The sequence below is a fragment of the Psychromarinibacter sp. S121 genome, assembly GCF_049801035.1.
Taxonomy (GTDB): domain Bacteria; phylum Pseudomonadota; class Alphaproteobacteria; order Rhodobacterales; family Rhodobacteraceae; genus Psychromarinibacter.
The window spans coordinates 361,036-378,811 of sequence record NZ_JBNAGE010000003.1; the positions used below are offsets into that span (position 1 = coordinate 361,036).

A 17,776-nucleotide genomic window follows, 5' to 3' on the forward strand; every position below is an offset into this window, starting at 1 on the left:
AGACCTCAGGAGGATACGCATTGCCGGTTTTCGATTTTCGAACGACCAATCCCACGCAGCCAGGTTATTCGACGGTCTTTACGACCGGCGATGCTCCGGCTGAACACATCGCGGATGGTATCAAATTTACCCTGACCTTCGAATCCGGCGAGGGGAACCTCTTCTTCACGCTCGGCCAGGACGAAACCGGTTTCGGTCCGCCGGCGCTGTTCTTTGCGGACTCCTCCAACACCGTGTTCCCGGATGTCGTTCGCCTGACCCTGGAAAGCACGGCGAACCCGGCGAACAACGTTATGTCGGGCACGGCTTTGAACCCCGTCACCCTCCGAGCGCTCGACTATGCCGCAGCTGGCATGGTTCGCGTGTCTTTCACGGACAGCCGCGACGGGATCGGAACTGTCGTCCGCACGGTCACTAACAGCACGGCGACGCTGACGGCGGTCGGGGAATTCACCGGCATCGTCTTCACCTTGTCCGCCACGGGTTCAGATACCTCGCAGACATTCACGCAGATGTCGGTCAACGCGATGGTCTGCTACCTTGAAGGCACGCGCATCGCGACGGTCGACGGTTTCGCCAGCGTCGAAGACCTGAAACCCGGCAACACGCTGCGTCGCGCCGATGGGGGCGAGACCCGCGTCCGCTGGGTCGGCCAGCGCACTGTCGATCCGGCGATGCACGCGCCGCTTGACGTCAGCCCGGTCCGCATCGCGGCCGGCGCGCTTGGCAACGGCCTGCCGGAACGCGACCTGCTGGTCAGCCCGAAGCACGGCATTGCGGTCGACGGCGCACTGGTCGATGCGGCGGCCCTGGTGAACGGCAGCACCATCCGTCAGGTCAAACAGTCGGAACCCTTCACCTACTTCCACGTCGAGACCGACGCCCACGAGCTGATCCTGGCAGAGGGCGTGCCGGCCGAGACCTATCTGGAACAATCGCAGGAAATGGCTTTCGACAACGCGGACACCCGCATGCCGCGCATCGTGCCGGAGATGGATCTGCCGCGGATTACCTCGCGCCGCCTCCTGGCTGCCACCGCCGCCTGATCCAAGCGAACGAGAGACAAAGAAAACCGCCCTGCCGAGACGTCGGCAGGGCGGTTTTCCTTTTTCGGGCCCGTGCGGCGTGTCTTAGCCGCGCGGGTCGAGAAGCTTTGACAATACCGAGTCTCTGGTGATCTGGCCGATGATCTGCCCGTCCGGGTCTGTCACGCCAACGGGATGCCCGCTGGCCGCGACGCGGGCCATGACCTCGCGGATGTCGGTGTCGGGCGGAACGCGATCCTCCAGTTCCTCGCGCGCCGGCACCATCACATCGCGGGCGCACAGCACACCCAGCGGGTTCATGTGGGCGACGAAGTCGGCGACATAGTCATTCGCCGGGCTGGTGAAGATCTCTTGCGGGGTGCCGCACTGGACGATCCGCCCGCCTTCCATGATCGCGATCCGGTTGCCGATCTTGAACGCCTCGTCAAGATCGTGGCTCACGAAGATGATCGTCCGCTTCAGCCGGGCCTGAAGTTCCAGCAACTCGTCCTGCAGCCGCGTGCGGATCAGCGGATCGAGTGCCGAGAACGGCTCGTCCATCAGTAGCACCGGCGCCTCGGTGGCGAAGGCGCGGGCAAGGCCTACGCGCTGTTGCATGCCGCCCGAAAGCTCTCCGACCTTGCGGTCGGCCCAGTCGGACAGGCCGACCAGTTCCAGCTGGCGCTCGACCTGCCCCTCGCGTTCGGCGCGGGACATGCCGCCCAGTTCCAGCCCAAGACCCACGTTCTCGCGAACCGTGCGCCATGGAAGCAGTCCGAAAGCCTGAAACACCATCGAGATCTGCTTCAGCCGCAGCTCGCGCAGCAGCTTGGCCCCGGCGTGGGTCACGCTGACCTCGCGGTCGCCGTAAGTCACACGAACTTCGCCCCGAGCCACCGGGTTCAGCCCGTTCACCGCGCGCAGAAGCGTCGACTTGCCAGAGCCGGACAGCCCCATCAGCACGAGGATTTCGCCCTCGGCCACTTCAAGCGAGCAATCGTGAACGCCCAGAACCTGCCCGGTCGCGTCCTGGATCTCGGGCCGGGTCTGGCCCTGATCCATCAAGGGGAGGGCGTCGGCCGGGTTGTCGCCGAACACGATCGAGACGTTGTCGAAAATCACGGCGCTCATTTGCGGTCCACCCGAAGAATACGGTCAAGCATGATGGCCACGACCACGATGATAAAGCCGCTCTCGAAGCCAAGCGACGTGTTCACCTGGTTCAAGGCGCGCACCACCGGTACGCCAAGACCGTCGGCGCCGACCAAAGCCGCGATGACGACCATCGACAGCGACAGCATGATGGTCTGGTTCAGCCCGGCCATGATCTGCGGAAAGGCATAGGGCAGTTCCACCTTCCACAGCACCTGCCGTCCCGTCGCGCCGAAGGCTTTCGCGGCTTCCAGCAGATGCGTCGGTGTCGACGACACGCCCAGATGCGTCAGGCGGATCGGTGCGGGCAGTACGAAAATCACCGTCGCGAAAAGGCCGGGGACCATGCCGATGCCGAACAACACGATGGCGGGGATCAGATAGACGAAGGTCGGCAGCGTCTGCATCAGGTCCAGCACGGGCCGCATGGCTGCATAGAGCCTTGGCCGGTGCGCCGCCGCGATGCCGATGGGCACGCCGACGATCATGCAGACCGCGCAGGCGAACAGCACCAGCGTCAGGCTTTCAGTCGTCTCTTCCCAGTAGCCCTGATTGAGGATGAACAGAAAGCCCAGCCCCACGAACAGGCAGACCTTCCAGTTCCGCTGCAACGCCCATGTCAGGGCGACGAACAGCGCCACGATCAAAAGGGGCGGAGGGGTCTGAAGCAGGTACAGCACCCACTCGATCGCGACGTCTTCCATCCAGATCGCGATGGCGTCGAACACGTTGCCGCCGACGGCCTGCAACCAGTCGAACAGCGCCTCGGCCCAGTCGCCGATGGGTATCTTGTACTCGGTCAGCCAGTTCATTTCATTTCCCCCATCTCGGGTTCACCATGGCGTGAGGTCGCTTTCTTGGAAAGGGACAGGCCGCGCACTCGCCCTACCTGTCCACCACCAACAACAGGGAGTAGGACACGATGACGACAAGACGGACCTTCCTTATGAGTGCTGCCGGTGCCGCCGCCGGCGCCGGCGTGATTACCATCCTGCCGTTCGACGCACACGCTGCCGCCCACGGCGGCAACACCTTCCCGACCGACGGCGGCGAGGTCGTGGTGCATCCGGTGGAACATGCCTCTGTCGTGCTCGAGACGCCTGCGGGTGTGATCTATGTCGACACGGTCGGCGATCCGGCGATGTACGCCGACATGCCGGCCCCCGACATGGTGCTGATCACCCACGAGCACGGCGACCACTACAACGCCGAGACGTTGGCCGCGATCTCTGGCGAAGCGCCGATCCTGACGAACCCGGCGGTTTTCGACATGCTGCCGGAAGACCTGAAAGCCCGCGCTTCGTCCATCGCCAACGGCGAGTCGACCGAGATGATGGGCGTCGGGATCGAGGCGATCCCGGCCTACAACACCACCGAAGAACGGATGAACTTCCACCCCGAGGGGCGCGACAACGGCTATGTGCTGTCGGTCGACGGCATGACGATCTACATCTCGGGCGATACCGAAGGCACGCCGGAAATGCGCGCGCTTAGCGGAATCGACCTTGCTTTCGTCTGCATGAACCTGCCCTACACCATGGGTGCCGAACAGGCGGCCTCTGCCGTGGCAGAGTTCGCGCCGACCTACGTTTATCCCTATCACTACCGCGGGCAGGACGGCGGCACGCAGGACCCGGAGGCTTTCGCACAGATGGTCGCGGATGCCGGGGCCGAGACCGAGGTCAAGATGCACGACTGGTACAACGGCGCGTTGAGCTAAGCCGCCGACGGACTTTGGTCGTTCGGAACGTCTCGGGGCGCCTCTGGCGCCCCGATCCACGCGGGGGGACTTGCACCCCGCGTTCTCGATAACGGATTGCAGCAAAGCGGGGCCTTACATCAGGCCAAGGCTGGTTTTCACCGCTTCCATGGCGTCACCGCCATCCTGCGTGGTCACGCCGTCAAGCCATGCGTCCAGCGGCTCGGGATTGGCTTTCAGCCAAGCAGCCGCCGCATCTTCCGCATCCTCGCCGTCGTTCAGGATCGCGCCCATGATCTCGTTCTCCATCGCTAGCGAGAACTCGAGGTTTTCCAGAAACTTGCCGACGTTCGGGCATTCCTCGACGAAGCCTGCCGAGGTGTTCGTGTAGACCGTGGCGCCGCCAAGGTTCGGGCCGAAATAGTCATCGCCGCCGGTCAGGTAGGACATCTCGAAGTTGGCGTTCATCGGGTGCGGTTCCCAGCCAAGGAACACGATCGGCTCTTCGCGGCGGGTGGCACGTTCGACCTGCGCCAGCATGCCCTGTTCCGAGCTTTCCGCGACCTCGAACGCGTCGAGACCAAAGGCGTTCTCGTCGATCATCGACTGGATCAGGCGGTTGCCGTCGTTGCCGGGTTCGATGCCGTAGATCTTGCCGTCCAGTTCATCGACGAAGTTGGCGATCTCGGCGAAGTCGGTGATGCCAAGATCGGCCGCGGCCTTGTTCACGGCCAGCGTGTACTTGGCGCCCTCGAGGTTGGCGCGCACGGTGTCGACGGTTCCCGCATCGCGGTAGGGGGCGATGTCTGCCTCCATCGTCGGCATCCAGTTGCCAAGGAACACGTCCACGTCACCGGCGGCCAGTGAGGTGTAGGTGACCGGCACCGACAGCACCTTCACGTCGGTCTCGTACCCGAGCGCGTCAAGGATCACCGTGGTGGCCGCGGTGGTCGCGGTGATGTCGGTCCAGCCGACATCCGAAAAAGTGACGCTTTCGCAGTTGGCGAAGGCGGGTCCGGCAGCGGCTGCAAGGGCCAGTGCGGACAGGGCGGTTTTGATGGTCATTGTGAGCTCCCCGGTTTTCATTGATTGACGAGTCAATAATCTTCCTTCAGCTTCGCTCGGCAAGACCTTTTTTTCGGAGATGCCGGGATGCCGAAACTCGGGATGGAGCCTATCAGGCGGGCCGCGCTGGTCAAAGCGACGATCGACGAGATCGGCGCGGCGGGTACTTTGGACGTGACCGTAAGCCGGATCGCGCGCCGCGCGGGCGTCAGTTCCGCGCTGGCGCACCACTACTTCGGAGGCAAGGATGACCTGTTCCTTGCCGCGATGCGCCACATCCTGACGCAATACGGCATGGCGGTGCAGTCGCGCCTGACCAAGGCCGTCACCCCGCGCGAGCGGTTGGACGCCGTGGTGCGCGCGAGCTTCGAATCCGGCCAGTTTTCCGGCCACGTGGTCAGCGCTTGGCTGAATTTCTACGTGGCGGCGCAATCTTCGCCCCGGGCCCAGCGGCTGCTGACCGTCTACCAGCGGCGGCTTCGGTCGAACCTTGTTCACGACCTTCGCCCCCTTGTGGGCGACCGGGCGCATGTGGCGGCCGAGACGGTGGCCGCGCTGATCGACGGGCTCTATATCCGCGCCGCCCTGAACCCCGGCCACTCGGCCCCCGAGGACGCCGCCGGGCGGGTCTTGCGCCTATTGGACCTGGTGATCGCGGAGGTAACATGAGCGGCCCGAATATCCTTATCCTGATGGTGGACCAGCTGAACGGGACCCTGTTCCCGGACGGCCCTGCCGAGTGGCTGCATGCGCCGAACCTGCGCAAGCTGGCCGATCGGTCGGTGCGATTCGCCAACAGCTACACGGGTTCGCCCCTGTGCGCGCCGGGCCGGGCGTCGTTCATGTCGGGGCAACTTCCCAGCCGTACCGGCGTCTATGACAACGCCGCCGAGTTCCGGTCGGACATTCCGACCTATGCCCACCATCTGCGCCGCGCGGGCTATCGCACATGCCTGTCGGGGAAGATGCATTTCGTCGGGCCGGACCAATTGCACGGGTTCGAAGAGCGGCTGACCACCGACATTTACCCCGCCGATTTCGGCTGGACCCCGGACTATCGCAAACCGGGCGAACGGATCGACTGGTGGTATCACAACATGGGCTCGGTCACCGGCGCGGGCGTGGCCGAGATCACCAACCAGATGGAGTACGATGACGACGTCGCCTATCAGGCGATGTCGTGGCTGTACGACGCCTCGCGCGGCGGGGACAAGCGTCCGTGGTGTCTGACCGCCAGCTTCACCCACCCGCACGATCCCTACGTCGCGCGGCGGAAGTACTGGGACCTGTACGAGGACTGCGACCACCTGCAGCCCGAATTGCCCGCGATCCCCTACGATCAGCAGGACAAGCATTCCAAGCGGCTGTTCGACGCGAACGACTGGCGCAACTTCGATATCACCAAGACCGACATCGAACGTTCGCGCCGGGCCTATTTCGCCAACATCTCTTATCTCGACGACAAGATCGGCCAGATCCTGCAGGTGCTGGAAGATACCCGGCAAGAGGCGATCGTCGTCTTCGTCTCTGACCACGGGGACATGCTGGGTGAGCGGGGGCTGTGGTTCAAGATGAGCTTCTACGACGGCTCGTCCCGCGTGCCGCTGATGATCTCTGCGCCGGGGCTGGAACCCGGTCTGGTCGAATCGCCGGTTTCTACGATGGATGTCTGTCCGACCCTGTGCGACCTCGCCGGGGTGGCGATGGACGAGGTGATGCCGTGGACCGATGGCGAAAGCCTGCTGCCCGCCGCGCGCGGTGAGGGGCGGGATGCGCCGGTGAAGATCGAGTACGCGGCCGAGGGCACCGAAGCGCCGATGGTCTGCCTGCGCAAAGGGCGGTGGAAGCTGAACCTCTGCACGCTGGACCCCGACCAGCTGTTCGATCTCGAGGCCGATCCGAGCGAACAGGAAAACCTCGCGGAGTCCGCAGATCATCAAGAAACCCTGACGCTTCTGAAGAAAGAGGCGTTGGAAATGTGGGATCTGGACAAGTTCGATGCCGATGTCCGCGCCAGTCAGGCGCGCCGTTGGGTGGTCTACGAGGCGCTCCGTCAGGGCGGGTACTACCCCTGGGACTATCAGCCTTTGCGCGACGCGTCCGAGCGGTACATGCGCAATCACATGGACCTGAACGTGCTGGAAGAATCGAAGCGCTTTCCGCGCGGGGAGTAAGACAAATGAGAAACGTACAGCCCAAGGCCAGCCACTATGTCGGCGGCGCCTATGCCGACGACACGGCCGGCGCCGCGATCGATGTGACCTATGCCGCGACGGGCGAGAAGGTCGCCCGTTTGCACGCCGCGACGCCTGCCATCGTCGAGCAGGCGCTGGCCGCCGCCGAAGCCGCCCGCCGCGAGTGGGCTGCGCTGCCGGGAGTCGAACGCGGCCGCGTGCTGCGCCGGGCCGCCGACCTGCTACGCGAGCGGAACCGCGAACTGTCCGAGATCGAGACCATCGACACCGGCAAGCCGTTGCAGGAAACGCTGGTGGCCGACGCGGCCTCTGCCGCCGATGCGCTGGAATGGTTCGGCGGTATCGCGGCGGCGGTGCGGGGCGAGCACGTGCAGTTGGGGTCCGACTGGGCCTACACGATCCGCGAACCGCTGGGCGTCTGCGTTGGCATCGGCGCATGGAACTATCCCACTCAGATCGCCGCATGGAAGGCCGCGCCCGCGCTGGCTTGCGGCAACACCATGGTGTTCAAGCCGTCGGAAGAAACGCCGCTTTGCGCGCTGAAACTGGCCGAGATCCTGACAGAGGCCGGTGCGCCGGCAGGCGTCTTCAACGTGGTGCAGGGCAGGGGCGACGTCGGGGCCGCACTGATCACCGACCCACGCGTGGCCAAGGTCTCGCTGACCGGCTCGGTCCCTACCGGACGCAAGGTTTATGCCGCGGCGGCGGAAGGGATGCGCCATGTCACCATGGAGCTTGGCGGCAAGTCTCCGATGCTGGTGTTCGACGACGCCGACATAGATGCGGCGGTCGGGGGCGCGATCCTCGGGAACTTCTACAGCTCTGGTCAGATCTGTTCCAATGGCACCCGCGTGTTCGTGCAGTCCGGCATCAAGGAGGCGTTTCTTGAGCGTCTGACCGAGCGGCTGCAAGGCGTTGTCATGGGCGATCCGCTGGACGAAGCGGTGAACTTCGGCCCGCTGGTCAGCGAGGCGCAGTTGCAGAAGGTGCTTGGCCATATCGAGGCGGGCGTCGCCGAGGGCGCGACGCTGGTCACCGGCGGCAAGCGGGTGCAACGGGACGGCTGGTACGTCGAGCCCACGGTCTTCGCCGATGTAGCCGACGGCATGTCGATTGCCCGCGAAGAGATCTTCGGCCCGGTCGCCAGCGTCCTCACCTTCGAGGACGAGGCCGAGGGCATTGCCCGCGCAAACGCCACCTCGTTCGGGCTGGCGGCGGGCGTGTTCACCGCCGACCTCGCCCGCGCGCATCGCGTCGCGGCGGCGTTCGAGGCGGGCACCTGCTGGATCAACACCTACAACCTGACGCCGGTCGAGATCGGTTTCGGCGGATCGAAACAGTCCGGCATCGGGCGAGAGAACGGTCTCGGCGCGATTGAACATTTCTCGCAATTGAAGACCGTCTACGTGGGAATGGGAGGCGTGGATGCGCCTTATTAAGACAATCGGGGAAGAATGATGCAGGCGGATTTCGTCATCGTTGGTGCCGGATCGGCGGGCTGCGCCATGGCCTATCGCCTGACCGAAGCGGGGCACTCCGTGCTGATCGTCGAACTCGGCGGTACCGATGCCGGGCCGTTCATCCGGATGCCCGGCGCGCTGAGCTATCCGATGAACATGAAGCGCTACGACTGGGGCTATTCCAGCGAGCCCGAGCCTAACCTTGGCGGCCGCCGGATGGCAACGCCGCGCGGCAAGGTGATCGGCGGCTCGTCCTCGATCAACGGCATGGTCTACGTGCGCGGGCATGCGCGCGACTTCGACACATGGGCCGAGATGGGCGCGGATGGCTGGGGCTATGCCGGGGTGCTGCCTTATTACAAGCGGATGGAAAGCTGGCACGGGCCGGAGACGTCAAGCTGGCGCGGCACCGACGGGCCGCTGCACATCTCGCGCGGACCGCGGGACAATCCGCTGGTGCAGGCCTTCGTCGAAGCCGGGGAACAGGCGGGCTATCCCGTCACCCAGGATTACAACGGCGAACAACAGGAAGGCTTCGGCGCGATGGAGGCCACCATCTGGCGCGGCCGCCGCTGGTCCGCCGCCGATGCGTATCTGAAGCCCGCATTGCAGCGGCAGATCTGCCACCTTGTGCAGGGCCTTGCCCAGAAGGTGGTCATCGAGGATGGCCGCGCGACCGGGGTCGTGGTGAAGCAGGGCGGCAAGACCGTCACGCTGCGCGCCCGTCGCGAAGTGATCCTGTCGGCCTCTTCGATCAACACGCCGAAACTGCTGATGCTGTCCGGCATCGGCCCCGGCGCGGAACTGGCAAAGCATGGCATCCCGGTCGTCGCCGACCGCGCGGGCGTCGGGCAGAACCTGATGGACCATCTTGAGATGTACATCCAGATGCGCGCCACCCAGCCGGTCAGCCTGTATTCGTGGTGGAATCCGTTCGGCAAGGCGCTGGCAGGCGCCCAGTGGCTGTTTGCCCGCAAGGGGCCGGGCGCGTCGAACCAGTTCGAAAGCTGCGGGTTCATCCGGTCCCGCGCCGGTGTGGAATACCCCGACATCCAGTATCACTTCCTGCCGCTCGCCGTGCGGTACGACGGTCAGGCGGCGGCTGGCGGCCACGGCTTTCAGGCGCATGTCGGTCCGATGCGGTCCAAGTCGCGCGGCGCCGTCACCCTGCGGTCCGCCGATCCCTCGGACGCGCCGGTGATCCGCTTCAATTACATGAGCCACGAAGACGACTGGCGCGACTTCCGCGCCTGCATCCGCCTGACCCGCGAGATCTTCCAGCAGGACGCCTTCGCCCCCTATGCCGGTGACGAATTGCAGCCCGGCCCGGACGTCCAGTCCGACGAGGCGCTGAACGAGGCGATCCGCGAGCATGTCGAAAGCGCCTATCACCCCTGCGGTACCGCCCGCATGGGCCGCCGCGACGACCCGACCGCCGTGGTCGACCCGGAATGCCGGGTGATCGGGGTGGACGGCCTGCGCGTGGCGGACAGCTCGGTCTTTCCCAGCATCCCGAACGGCAACACCAACGGCCCCTCTATCATGGTGGGCGAGAAGGCCGCGGATCACGTGCTGGGCCGCACCCCGCTGCCGCCGGAAAACCTTCAGCCGTGGCTCAACCCGGCGTGGGAGGTGTCGCAAAGGTAATTGCGGTTAACATCATTCATTTGATCCGCGTCAAAGAGCGCCCCGAGTCGGGCGGCTAGGATCGGTCCAGACCAATGAGAGGAGACGGACATGTCCCAAGTCCCGCACGAACTCGCCGCCGAATTCCCGGAATTCGCGGACCGCATCCGCCAGCTCAAGCAGGGCAACGCCCACTTCGCCCGGCTGCTTGGCGAGTATGATGAGCTGAACCGCAAGGTGTATCAGGCCGAAACGAATGTCGCGCCGATGGAAGAACTGGCCGAGATGGAGCTGCGCAAGCGCCGGATGGCGTTGAAGGATGAGCTGTACCGCATCCTCGCCGCGCCGGCCGAGATCGGCTAGCCGATCCTGTAAGGAAGGACCCCGCGCGTGTCGGGGTCCACGCTAAGGGGCCGTTCCAAAGGTGGGACGGCCCTTTGATGACAGTCCCGCCGCTCGCAGATCCGGCATGAGATGCCGATCGGCTCGAAAGCGGTCCGGCGGCTGATGTCCATCCCATCCGCGTACACCAGCGCCTCGGCATGGCGAATCTCGCAACCAAGCTGAATGGCATAGCGCTGCACCGGCGCGTGGAAGCTGCCGCCGGGCTTCGAAACCGCGCGCGACAGGCACAGATAGCGGACCCCGTCGGGCGTTTCGGCAAGCTGGCGCAGGAACCTTTCGGGCTGCTCGAACGCCTGATGCACGTTCCACAGCGGACAGGCGCCGCCGAACCGCGCGAACTGCAACCGCGTGGCCGAGTGGCGTTTGGTGATCGTGCCGGCCTGATCCACCCGCACGAAGAAGAACGGCACGCCCTTGGCGCCGGGCCTTTGCATCGTCGACAGCCGGTGCGCCACCTGTTCCATCGAGGCGCCGAACCGGTCGGCGAGGATTTCAAGGTCGTGGCGATGTTCCTGCGCGGCGGCAAGGAACCGGGCATAGGGCATCAGGGCGGCGCCGGCGAAATAGTTGGCCAGTCCGATCTTCGCGATGCCGCGCGCCTCTTCGGTCTGGAACCGCGCAAGGTCCAGCGTCGCTTCGAGAAGATCGTTATGTGAAAGCAGCGCGACTTGATGGAGAAGTTGAAATCTCTGCGTTTCTGCCGGGCTGCGGTCCGACAGACTTAGAACCTTGCCCGTTGGATCGTACGAGCGAACCGCGCCAGTCTTCTGGAAATGCACGGTGATTCCGAGGTCGGACAGATGCGATGATGCGGTGTCACGGATGTCTCCCGAGGTGTCTCCGGACGTTGCAAACCGTTCCGCCGCGCGGTCGATCGCGTCGAGGTAGTTGTCGCAATAGTGGAAGAAGTCCCGGACCTCTTCCCACGGCGAGGGCTGCACCGTGCTGCCCTCGCGCCCCAGCGCCTCGTCCAGCGAGGCAAGCCGTTCGTGGGTCTGGCGATAGGCGCGGTGCAGCGACAGGAAGGCCCGCGCCAGCGCCGGGGCGTTCGACGCGACCAGCCGCAGATCGGCCAGCGGCGGGGTGCTTTCGGCAAAGACCGGATCGGCCAGCGCCTCGCGCATGTCGACCACGATCCGCTCGGCATCACCGGTCGACAGTTCGGTGACGTCCAACCCGAACTCTTGCGCCAGCGCCAGCACAACCGCCGCCGAGATCGGGCGGTTGTTGTTCTCCATCTGGTTCAGATAGGGCAGCGAAACGCCCAGCTTCTCGGCAAAGCTCTTCTGGGTCAGTTCCAGCCTGCCGCGCAGTTCGCGCAGCTTGGCTCCGGCATAGAGTTTCCGCTTCGGCATGCCCCCTCCGGTTTGCAGATTAGCAAAACGGGTTTAGCAGGCGCTAATCGGCCCCGGCAATCCCCAGTTGCCGCTCGCGCCGGATCACCATGACGATCGACAGCACGCCGAGGATAGAGGTGATGATCTGGATCCAGAGCACCGGGTAGGGGCCCGTCTCGACGCTCAGCATCTCACCCGCAAGCTGCGCCAGCGCGGCGCCGCCGCCGATCATCAGCGCACCGCCAAGGCCGCTGGCCGTGCCTGCCAGGTGCGGGCGGACGGACAGGGTGCCGGCGATGGCGTTCGGAAGAACCATGCCGTTGCCGAAGCCCACGAAACACATGAAGCCGAAGAAGGTGAACGCGGACCCGAAGCCGGCAAGGAACACCAGCAACGAAACCGTCACACCCGCCGCGCAGATGGACGAGCCGACGATGATCATCTTGTTGATCCCCATCCGGACGCTGTACCGCGCGGTCAGGTAGTTGCCGAACACGTAGCCCAGTGCGGGCGCGCCGAACAGGATGCCAAGTGCAGAGGGGCTGAGGCCGAAGATGTCCGACCCGACGAACGGCGCGCTGCCGACGTAGGAAAAGAACGCGCCAGACGAAAATGCCGCCGCCAGCGCATAGCCCCAGAACCGGGGCGAGGACAGCAACTCGGGATAGTCGCGCAACTGGTCTCGAAAGCTTGTGCCGGCGTTCGGGTTCGTCTCTCCCTGATCGGCCCAGATCAGCAGGAAGGTCGCGATGCCGAACAGCAGGAAGGCGTAGAAGTTCGCCTGCCATCCGAACCACTCGTCCAGCAGCCCGCCAAGTGCCGGGGCCAGCATCGGAACGACGGCCATGCCCATGGTAACGTAGCCGATCATCGACGCCGCATTCGCCTGATCGTTGGTGTCGCGCACCACGGCCCGGCTTAGAACCATGCCGACCACGATGAACGCCTGCATCAGGCGGAAGGTCAGGAAGACCGCCGCGTTGGGGGCCAGAAGGCAACCGATGGTGGCCACGATGAAGATGGCGAGGCCGCCCAGCATCACCGGACGGCGGCCGTAACGGTCCGCCACGGGGCCGATAAACAGCTGCAGTACCGCGTTGCCCAGCAGGAACAGCGTCACAGACCGCGCCATCACGGCATACTCGGTGCCGAAATGTTCGGTCATCTTTGGCAGCGACGGCAGGTACATGTTCATGGTCAGCGCCGAGGTGCTGGCCATCACGATTAGCGTGAAGATATGGGGCGGTGTGGAACGGTCCAGAAAACGGACACTGTTATTACGTGTCATTGGCATCCATTATTCCGGCAACCGGGTGTTGTCCATCTGTGACCTCGGCAGGCCAGTCGGTTTGCGGATTTGCAATATGCTGACGGCGGGTTGCCAAGTATTTGCAAATTTACCGGAAATCGCTTCCCGCACGCGGTTCCCTCGCGTAGGTTGCCGCCGAACGGGAACGGAGGCAAGCGCATGAAGGATATCCTGCAAGAGCTGGAAAGCCGTCGCGAGCAGGCCCGCCTTGGTGGCGGCGAAAAGCGGATCGACAGCCAGCACGCCAAGGGCAAGCTGACCGCACGCGAACGGATCGAACTTCTGCTGGACGAGGGATCGTTCGAAGAGTTCGACATGTTCGTTGCGCATCGCTGCACCGATTTCGGGATGGAGACACAGCGCCCCTACGGCGACGGCGTCGTGACCGGATGGGGCACGATCAACGGCCGGATGGTCTATGTCTTTAGCCAGGATTTCACCGTGTTCGGCGGTTCGCTATCGGAAACCCACGCTCAGAAGATCTGCAAGATCATGGATATGGCGGTGCAGAACGGCGCTCCGGTGATCGGGCTGAACGACTCTGGCGGTGCGCGCATTCAGGAAGGCGTCGCCTCGCTTGCCGGTTATGCCGACGTGTTCCAGCGCAATATCATGGCCTCGGGCGTGGTGCCGCAGATCTCTGTGATCATGGGGCCCTGCGCCGGCGGTGCGGTCTATTCCCCGGCGATGACCGACTTCATTTTCATGGTGCGCGACACCTCTTACATGTTTGTCACCGGCCCCGACGTGGTGAAGACTGTGACGAACGAGGTCGTGACGGCCGAGGAACTTGGCGGCGCGTCGACCCACACCAAGAAGTCCTCGGTCGCCGATGGCGCGTTCGAGAACGACGTCGAAGCGCTGGCCGAGGTTCGGCGGCTGGTCGACTTCCTGCCGCTTAACAACCGCGAAAAGCCCCCGGTGCGTCCGTTCTTCGACGACCCGCACCGGCAAGAGGCGTCGCTGGACACGTTGATCCCGGACAACCCGAACACGCCCTACGATATGAAGGAACTGATCCTGAAGATCGCGGACGAGGGCGACTTTTACGAGATCCAGGAAGACCACGCGAAGAACATCATCACCGGATTTGTTCGGCTGGAAGGGCAGACGGTTGGCATCGTCGCGAACCAGCCGATGGTTCTGGCGGGTTGCCTCGACATCGACTCGTCGAAGAAAGCCGCGCGGTTCGTCCGGTTCTGCGACTGCTTCGAGATCCCGATCCTGACGCTGGTCGATGTGCCGGGCTTCCTGCCGGGCACCGGGCAGGAATACGGAGGCGTCATCAAGCACGGCGCCAAGCTGCTGTTCGCCTATGGCGAGGCGACGGTGCCGAAAGTCACGGTCATCACCCGCAAAGCCTATGGCGGCGCGTATGACGTCATGGCGTCCAAACATCTGCGCGGCGATTTCAACTATGCGTGGCCCACCGCCGAGATCGCGGTGATGGGCGCGAAGGGCGCGGTCGAGATCCTGCACCGCGCCGACCTTGGCGACGCAGAGAAGATCGCGCGTCACACCGCCGACTACGAGGACCGCTTCGCCAACCCGTTCGTCGCCGCCGAGAAGGGTTTTATCGACGAGGTGATCATGCCGCGCTCGACCCGCCGGCGGGTCAGCCGGGCCTTCGCCAGCCTTCGCAACAAGAAGCTGTCGAACCCGTGGAAAAAGCACGACAACATCCCCTTGTGAGCCACCGGTGAGCCGCAACGACTGGCATATGATCGAGGGCGAGACGCTGACGCTCTGCCGCCGACTGCCGCCGCGCTTCGACGTGGTGGCAGAGACGGCGTTCCCGAAGGTGTCGCGGCGCCGGTTGGCAAGGCAGGTCCGTCAGGACGTTTGGCGCGCACTGCAATCGGTGCGCGGTTTTTCTCCCGTGGTCGAGGTTTCGTCCGCGGGCGAGGGCCTGCGCCTGAGGGCCGGCGGACGGATCGACGGGGGCCGGGTGGCACGCGGCGCGCTGGAAGCCCGCCTTGCATCGCTTTTGGCGGAACCGGAGAGGCGGGCGCGCTGGGCCCGCCATGCCGGGCGGGGGAGCCGCTGATGCCGATGATGGAGGGGGGACTCGACGTGTCGCCGCTGTCGCGGCGCGACCGGATGAACGTCGTCCTGCAGCGCTCGGACGTGCTGGGCTACTCGCGCGCCGCCTATGACGTCGTGCGCGATTGGGAGGCGGGCGACGACGAACCCCTACAGATGGCGGTGGCCGAAAACGGCGCCGACTACGTGAACAGCGCCGCAGAGATCATCAGCGAGGAATTCGAGGAAGTGCGCGGACTGCTGGAACGCGTGCATCACAAGCGCATCGCGGACATCGGCTGCGGCTACGGCCTGTTCGGGCTGTTCGCGGCTCGCGCGCTGAACTGCGATCTGCTGCTGATCGACATCGAGAAAACCAAAGAGCGGCACTTCGGCTTCGCCGAGCAGGGAGCGGGCTATGCCGACCTGTCGGCCGCGGTCGATTTCCTGTCAGCGAACGGCGTGGCGCGCGACCGAATCGCGACGTGGAATCCGTTGAAAGAGGATCTTCCGGACGGGCCGCGCGTGGACATCGCCGTCAGCTTCCTGTCCTGCGGATTTCACTACCCGGTCGATATGTATCTGCCGTTCTTCGAACACGCCGTGACACCGCGCGGTGCGATCGTTCTGGACCTTCGCGCATCAGAGGCGGATGAGAACATCGCGAAACTGGAGAATGTTGGAAAAGTGCGAGTCTTGCAGGCCAAACCCGGCCTGAAACGGGTCTTGGTGAAAAAATGGGACAAGTCATGAGGCTGTCGGCGATTGCGTTCTGGGCCCTTGCCGGCCCCGTTGCGGCAGAGCCGGTCGAGGTCCCGTCGGGCCAGCCGGTAGAGTTCGCCGAAGTGATCCGCGACGCGAAGGGACCAAAGGGCTTGACGTGGCGTTTCCGATTCGTCGCACCGGACATCGGACACGCGGAAGGCAAGATCACATTTGCGCAAGCTGCCTCGGACATGGAATTTCTTTGCCGATCCTACGCGGTTCCCCGCCTTCCGAACCTCGGTCCGAGGCCCTCGCAAGTGGTTATTTCCCTATCCGACAAACCGTCGGAATTCGGGGTGGCAAATCCGGAAATTACCCAGTTTTTCGAAGCTTATAGCATCGAAGGCGATCGCTGTATCTGGGAGGCATTCTGATGCGGACACAATATCTAGCGCCATTAGGCGGTCGCCGGGGGGCACTTGATGCAACGGTGCCACAAAACCACTCCCTCGCTCGGGTGGAATTTCCTTTTAGTCACGAATGTTCTATCGTCACGGGAGGTTACCGGACAGTGACCTGTACCCTGAATGGGAGGTCTCGCGCTGCAGAGTCAGCGTTCGGCCTCCATCTTTACGACAGGAGACTAGGATGTCGAAAAGCGTCAAACTGGTTCTCGCCTTTGGCCTCGTTGCCTTCGCTGCGGCCTGCGCCCAGCAAGAGGAAGAACCCGTCTACATCGATCCCGAGCCGATTACGATCGAACCGGTCTACACCGGCAAGTACAAGTAATCTTCGGACGGGACGGGCGCTCGCGCCCGTCCCGGACTCCCTGATCGTCCCGCACCGGGAGGGACGAGGATGCTGAAGCATCGAGGGTTTCCCGGACGTCTTCCAGGCACAGACTATCAATTCGTGATCCGCCGGGCGAACCCGCGCGGGGTGACACCGATCACGCGTCGCGAACGATTCGCCGACCGCCGTCCCGCCGACAAGCGCGCGGACGCGGGCTTTCTTCAGGCGCTGTGGGACTACTTCAGAGACGAGCCCTTCGAGCGAGGCAACCTCGACGCCGGACGCCTGTCGTGGCTGTTCGGTCGCGAAGTGGTAGCCGTCGAAGACCCTTTCGATCCCGCCAGCTACGACTCGCTTCTGCGCATCGATGCCGATGCCGCCCGCGCCGCGTTTCCCGAACTGGATTTCGACTGATGATCGGCGCTTTTCCGCATGAGCCAATACAATTTCGGCGGGAAACGGCGCAACATCAGGCCGTGCCCACGGCGGCCTATGCAGAATCTTTTGCGGGGTACAGTCTCAGCCTCGAGCCGTGGCTTCGGCCGGTATTGAATGCCGGGGCGCGACTCGACCGTTACCCTTCCCCTTATAGACGGTCTGGCCTTCCCCGGGCCAGACCGTCACCCTTGTCTCCGGATACCGCGAAAACGTCGAATTCTAGGCGGCAACCTGCCTATGAATCGCGTTTAATTGCAGTCGCGTTTGGATTTTTGCCGCTTCGGGCGCTAGATCGTCCCAGAGCAGTAAAGAACAAGGGCACATCCCAATGCGCATCAAGCTTTCCGCCGCGCTTCTGGTCGCGGCTTTGGGCCTTTCGGCCTGTGGTGACACTTCGTTGGAGCAAGGCATCTTCGGCGCTGGCGCCGGTACCGGCGCCGCTCTCCTTACGGGTGTCGACCCTGTCACCGGCGCGATCGTCGGTGCAGCCGGCAACGTCGCCTATTGCCAGTACGTCAAACAGGCCAACTGCCGCTGATCCCAGCG

Annotated in this window: 19 protein-coding genes; 14 read left to right on the top strand and 5 right to left on the bottom strand. The window is 64.3% G+C overall.

Going from position 1 to position 17,776, the window contains the following annotated elements; genetic code table 11:
* Positions 1-20 precede the first annotated feature (20 nt).
* A complete protein-coding gene (locus ACP156_RS15460; protein ID WP_425052253.1) occupies positions 21-1,046 on the top strand; it encodes a Hint domain-containing protein in 1,026 nt (341 codons plus the stop codon).
* 84 nt (positions 1,047-1,130) lie between these two features.
* On the opposite strand, the gene choV is transcribed toward ACP156_RS15460, so the two are convergent.
* Positions 1,131-2,156 (bottom strand): choline ABC transporter ATP-binding protein, encoded by a 1,026-nt coding sequence (choV, locus tag ACP156_RS15465; protein WP_425052254.1) that lies wholly within the window; start codon positions 2,154-2,156, stop codon positions 1,131-1,133.
* The gene (choW, locus tag ACP156_RS15470) at positions 2,153-2,989 is read right to left on the bottom strand and encodes a choline ABC transporter permease subunit (RefSeq protein WP_425052255.1); all 837 of its coding nucleotides are present in this window, start codon (positions 2,987-2,989) and stop codon (positions 2,153-2,155) included. Before choW ends, choV begins: the two co-directional genes overlap by 4 nt.
* Before the next feature lie 110 nt (positions 2,990-3,099).
* Here choW and ACP156_RS15475 point away from each other — a divergent pair, with 110 nt between their 5' ends.
* Positions 3,100-3,897 carry an MBL fold metallo-hydrolase gene (locus ACP156_RS15475; RefSeq protein WP_425052256.1) on the top strand — a complete coding sequence of 266 codons (798 nt, stop codon included), beginning with the start codon at positions 3,100-3,102 and terminating at the stop codon, positions 3,895-3,897.
* 114 nt (positions 3,898-4,011) lie between these two features.
* On the opposite strand, the gene ACP156_RS15480 is transcribed toward ACP156_RS15475, so the two are convergent.
* On the bottom strand, positions 4,012-4,941 hold the full coding sequence (locus tag ACP156_RS15480; RefSeq protein ID WP_425052257.1) for a choline ABC transporter substrate-binding protein: 930 nt from the start codon (positions 4,939-4,941) through the stop codon (positions 4,012-4,014).
* Between the two features lie 87 nt (positions 4,942-5,028).
* Between ACP156_RS15480 and betI the strand changes: the two genes are divergently transcribed.
* The 5 genes from betI (at position 5,029) to ACP156_RS15505 (ending at position 10,585) form a co-directional block, all read left to right on the top strand.
* The gene (betI, locus tag ACP156_RS15485) at positions 5,029-5,610 is read left to right on the top strand and encodes a choline-binding transcriptional repressor BetI (RefSeq protein ID WP_425052258.1); all 582 of its coding nucleotides are present in this window, start codon (positions 5,029-5,031) and stop codon (positions 5,608-5,610) included.
* On the top strand, positions 5,607-7,115 hold the full coding sequence (betC, locus tag ACP156_RS15490) for a choline-sulfatase (RefSeq protein WP_425052259.1): 1,509 nt from the start codon (positions 5,607-5,609) through the stop codon (positions 7,113-7,115). Before betI ends, betC begins: the two co-directional genes overlap by 4 nt.
* Before the next feature lie 5 nt (positions 7,116-7,120).
* On the top strand, positions 7,121-8,575 hold the full coding sequence (gene betB, locus ACP156_RS15495; RefSeq protein WP_425052260.1) for a betaine-aldehyde dehydrogenase: 1,455 nt from the start codon (positions 7,121-7,123) through the stop codon (positions 8,573-8,575).
* Positions 8,576-8,593: 18 nt separating this feature from the next.
* On the top strand, positions 8,594-10,243 hold the full coding sequence (gene betA, locus ACP156_RS15500; RefSeq protein ID WP_425052847.1) for a choline dehydrogenase: 1,650 nt from the start codon (positions 8,594-8,596) through the stop codon (positions 10,241-10,243).
* A 90-nt stretch (positions 10,244-10,333) separates the two neighbouring features.
* Positions 10,334-10,585, top strand: a complete 252-nt coding sequence (locus tag ACP156_RS15505; protein WP_425052261.1) for a YdcH family protein — start codon at positions 10,334-10,336, stop codon at positions 10,583-10,585.
* Here ACP156_RS15505 and ACP156_RS15510 read toward each other — a convergent pair.
* Together ACP156_RS15510 and ACP156_RS15515 are read right to left on the bottom strand one after the other, a co-directional pair.
* On the bottom strand, positions 10,582-11,982 hold the full coding sequence (locus ACP156_RS15510; RefSeq protein WP_425052262.1) for a helix-turn-helix domain-containing protein: 1,401 nt from the start codon (positions 11,980-11,982) through the stop codon (positions 10,582-10,584). The genes ACP156_RS15505 and ACP156_RS15510 overlap by 4 nt on opposite strands.
* Before the next feature lie 43 nt (positions 11,983-12,025).
* The gene (locus tag ACP156_RS15515; RefSeq protein ID WP_425052263.1) at positions 12,026-13,252 is read right to left on the bottom strand and encodes a multidrug effflux MFS transporter; all 1,227 of its coding nucleotides are present in this window, start codon (positions 13,250-13,252) and stop codon (positions 12,026-12,028) included.
* 180 nt (positions 13,253-13,432) lie between these two features.
* Here ACP156_RS15515 and ACP156_RS15520 point away from each other — a divergent pair, with 180 nt between their 5' ends.
* The 7 genes from ACP156_RS15520 (at position 13,433) to ACP156_RS15550 (ending at position 17,768) form a co-directional block, all read left to right on the top strand.
* Positions 13,433-14,965, top strand: coding sequence for an acyl-CoA carboxylase subunit beta (locus ACP156_RS15520; protein ID WP_425052264.1), 1,533 nt, complete (start codon positions 13,433-13,435; stop codon positions 14,963-14,965).
* A 7-nt stretch (positions 14,966-14,972) separates the two neighbouring features.
* Entirely contained in the window at positions 14,973-15,320 is a 348-nt protein-coding gene (locus tag ACP156_RS15525; RefSeq protein ID WP_425052265.1) for a hypothetical protein, read from the top strand.
* Positions 15,320-16,048: a class I SAM-dependent methyltransferase gene (locus tag ACP156_RS15530; RefSeq protein WP_425052266.1), complete on the top strand. Its 729-nt coding sequence runs from the start codon at positions 15,320-15,322 to the stop codon at positions 16,046-16,048. Before ACP156_RS15525 ends, ACP156_RS15530 begins: the two co-directional genes overlap by 1 nt.
* On the top strand, positions 16,045-16,434 hold the full coding sequence (locus ACP156_RS15535; protein ID WP_425052267.1) for a DUF6497 family protein: 390 nt from the start codon (positions 16,045-16,047) through the stop codon (positions 16,432-16,434). Before ACP156_RS15530 ends, ACP156_RS15535 begins: the two co-directional genes overlap by 4 nt.
* Before the next feature lie 214 nt (positions 16,435-16,648).
* Positions 16,649-16,789: a hypothetical protein gene (locus ACP156_RS15540; RefSeq protein WP_275632882.1), complete on the top strand. Its 141-nt coding sequence runs from the start codon at positions 16,649-16,651 to the stop codon at positions 16,787-16,789.
* A gap of 69 nt (positions 16,790-16,858) precedes the next feature.
* Positions 16,859-17,206, top strand: a complete 348-nt coding sequence (locus tag ACP156_RS15545) for a hypothetical protein (protein ID WP_425052268.1) — start codon at positions 16,859-16,861, stop codon at positions 17,204-17,206.
* Between the two features lie 352 nt (positions 17,207-17,558).
* A complete protein-coding gene (locus ACP156_RS15550) occupies positions 17,559-17,768 on the top strand; it encodes a hypothetical protein (RefSeq protein ID WP_425052269.1) in 210 nt (69 codons plus the stop codon).
* The last annotated feature ends 8 nt before the right edge of the window (positions 17,769-17,776 follow it).

Coding starts and splice junctions, on each gene's coding strand:
- choV (WP_425052254.1), bottom strand. CDS start 2,156: ATGAGCGCCGTGATTTTCGACAACGTCTCGATCGTGTTCGGCGACAAC.
- choW (WP_425052255.1), bottom strand. CDS start 2,989: ATGAACTGGCTGACCGAGTACAAGATACCCATCGGCGACTGGGCCGAG.
- ACP156_RS15475 (WP_425052256.1), top strand. CDS start 3,100: ATGACGACAAGACGGACCTTCCTTATGAGTGCTGCCGGTGCCGCCGCC.
- ACP156_RS15480 (WP_425052257.1), bottom strand. CDS start 4,941: ATGACCATCAAAACCGCCCTGTCCGCACTGGCCCTTGCAGCCGCTGCC.
- betI (WP_425052258.1), top strand. CDS start 5,029: ATGCCGAAACTCGGGATGGAGCCTATCAGGCGGGCCGCGCTGGTCAAA.
- betC (WP_425052259.1), top strand. CDS start 5,607: ATGAGCGGCCCGAATATCCTTATCCTGATGGTGGACCAGCTGAACGGG.
- betB (WP_425052260.1), top strand. CDS start 7,121: ATGAGAAACGTACAGCCCAAGGCCAGCCACTATGTCGGCGGCGCCTAT.
- betA (WP_425052847.1), top strand. CDS start 8,594: ATGCAGGCGGATTTCGTCATCGTTGGTGCCGGATCGGCGGGCTGCGCC.
- ACP156_RS15505 (WP_425052261.1), top strand. CDS start 10,334: ATGTCCCAAGTCCCGCACGAACTCGCCGCCGAATTCCCGGAATTCGCG.
- ACP156_RS15510 (WP_425052262.1), bottom strand. CDS start 11,982: ATGCCGAAGCGGAAACTCTATGCCGGAGCCAAGCTGCGCGAACTGCGC.
- ACP156_RS15515 (WP_425052263.1), bottom strand. CDS start 13,252: ATGACACGTAATAACAGTGTCCGTTTTCTGGACCGTTCCACACCGCCC.
- ACP156_RS15520 (WP_425052264.1), top strand. CDS start 13,433: ATGAAGGATATCCTGCAAGAGCTGGAAAGCCGTCGCGAGCAGGCCCGC.
- ACP156_RS15530 (WP_425052266.1), top strand. CDS start 15,320: ATGCCGATGATGGAGGGGGGACTCGACGTGTCGCCGCTGTCGCGGCGC.
- ACP156_RS15535 (WP_425052267.1), top strand. CDS start 16,045: ATGAGGCTGTCGGCGATTGCGTTCTGGGCCCTTGCCGGCCCCGTTGCG.
- ACP156_RS15540 (WP_275632882.1), top strand. CDS start 16,649: ATGTCGAAAAGCGTCAAACTGGTTCTCGCCTTTGGCCTCGTTGCCTTC.
- ACP156_RS15545 (WP_425052268.1), top strand. CDS start 16,859: ATGCTGAAGCATCGAGGGTTTCCCGGACGTCTTCCAGGCACAGACTAT.
- ACP156_RS15550 (WP_425052269.1), top strand. CDS start 17,559: ATGCGCATCAAGCTTTCCGCCGCGCTTCTGGTCGCGGCTTTGGGCCTT.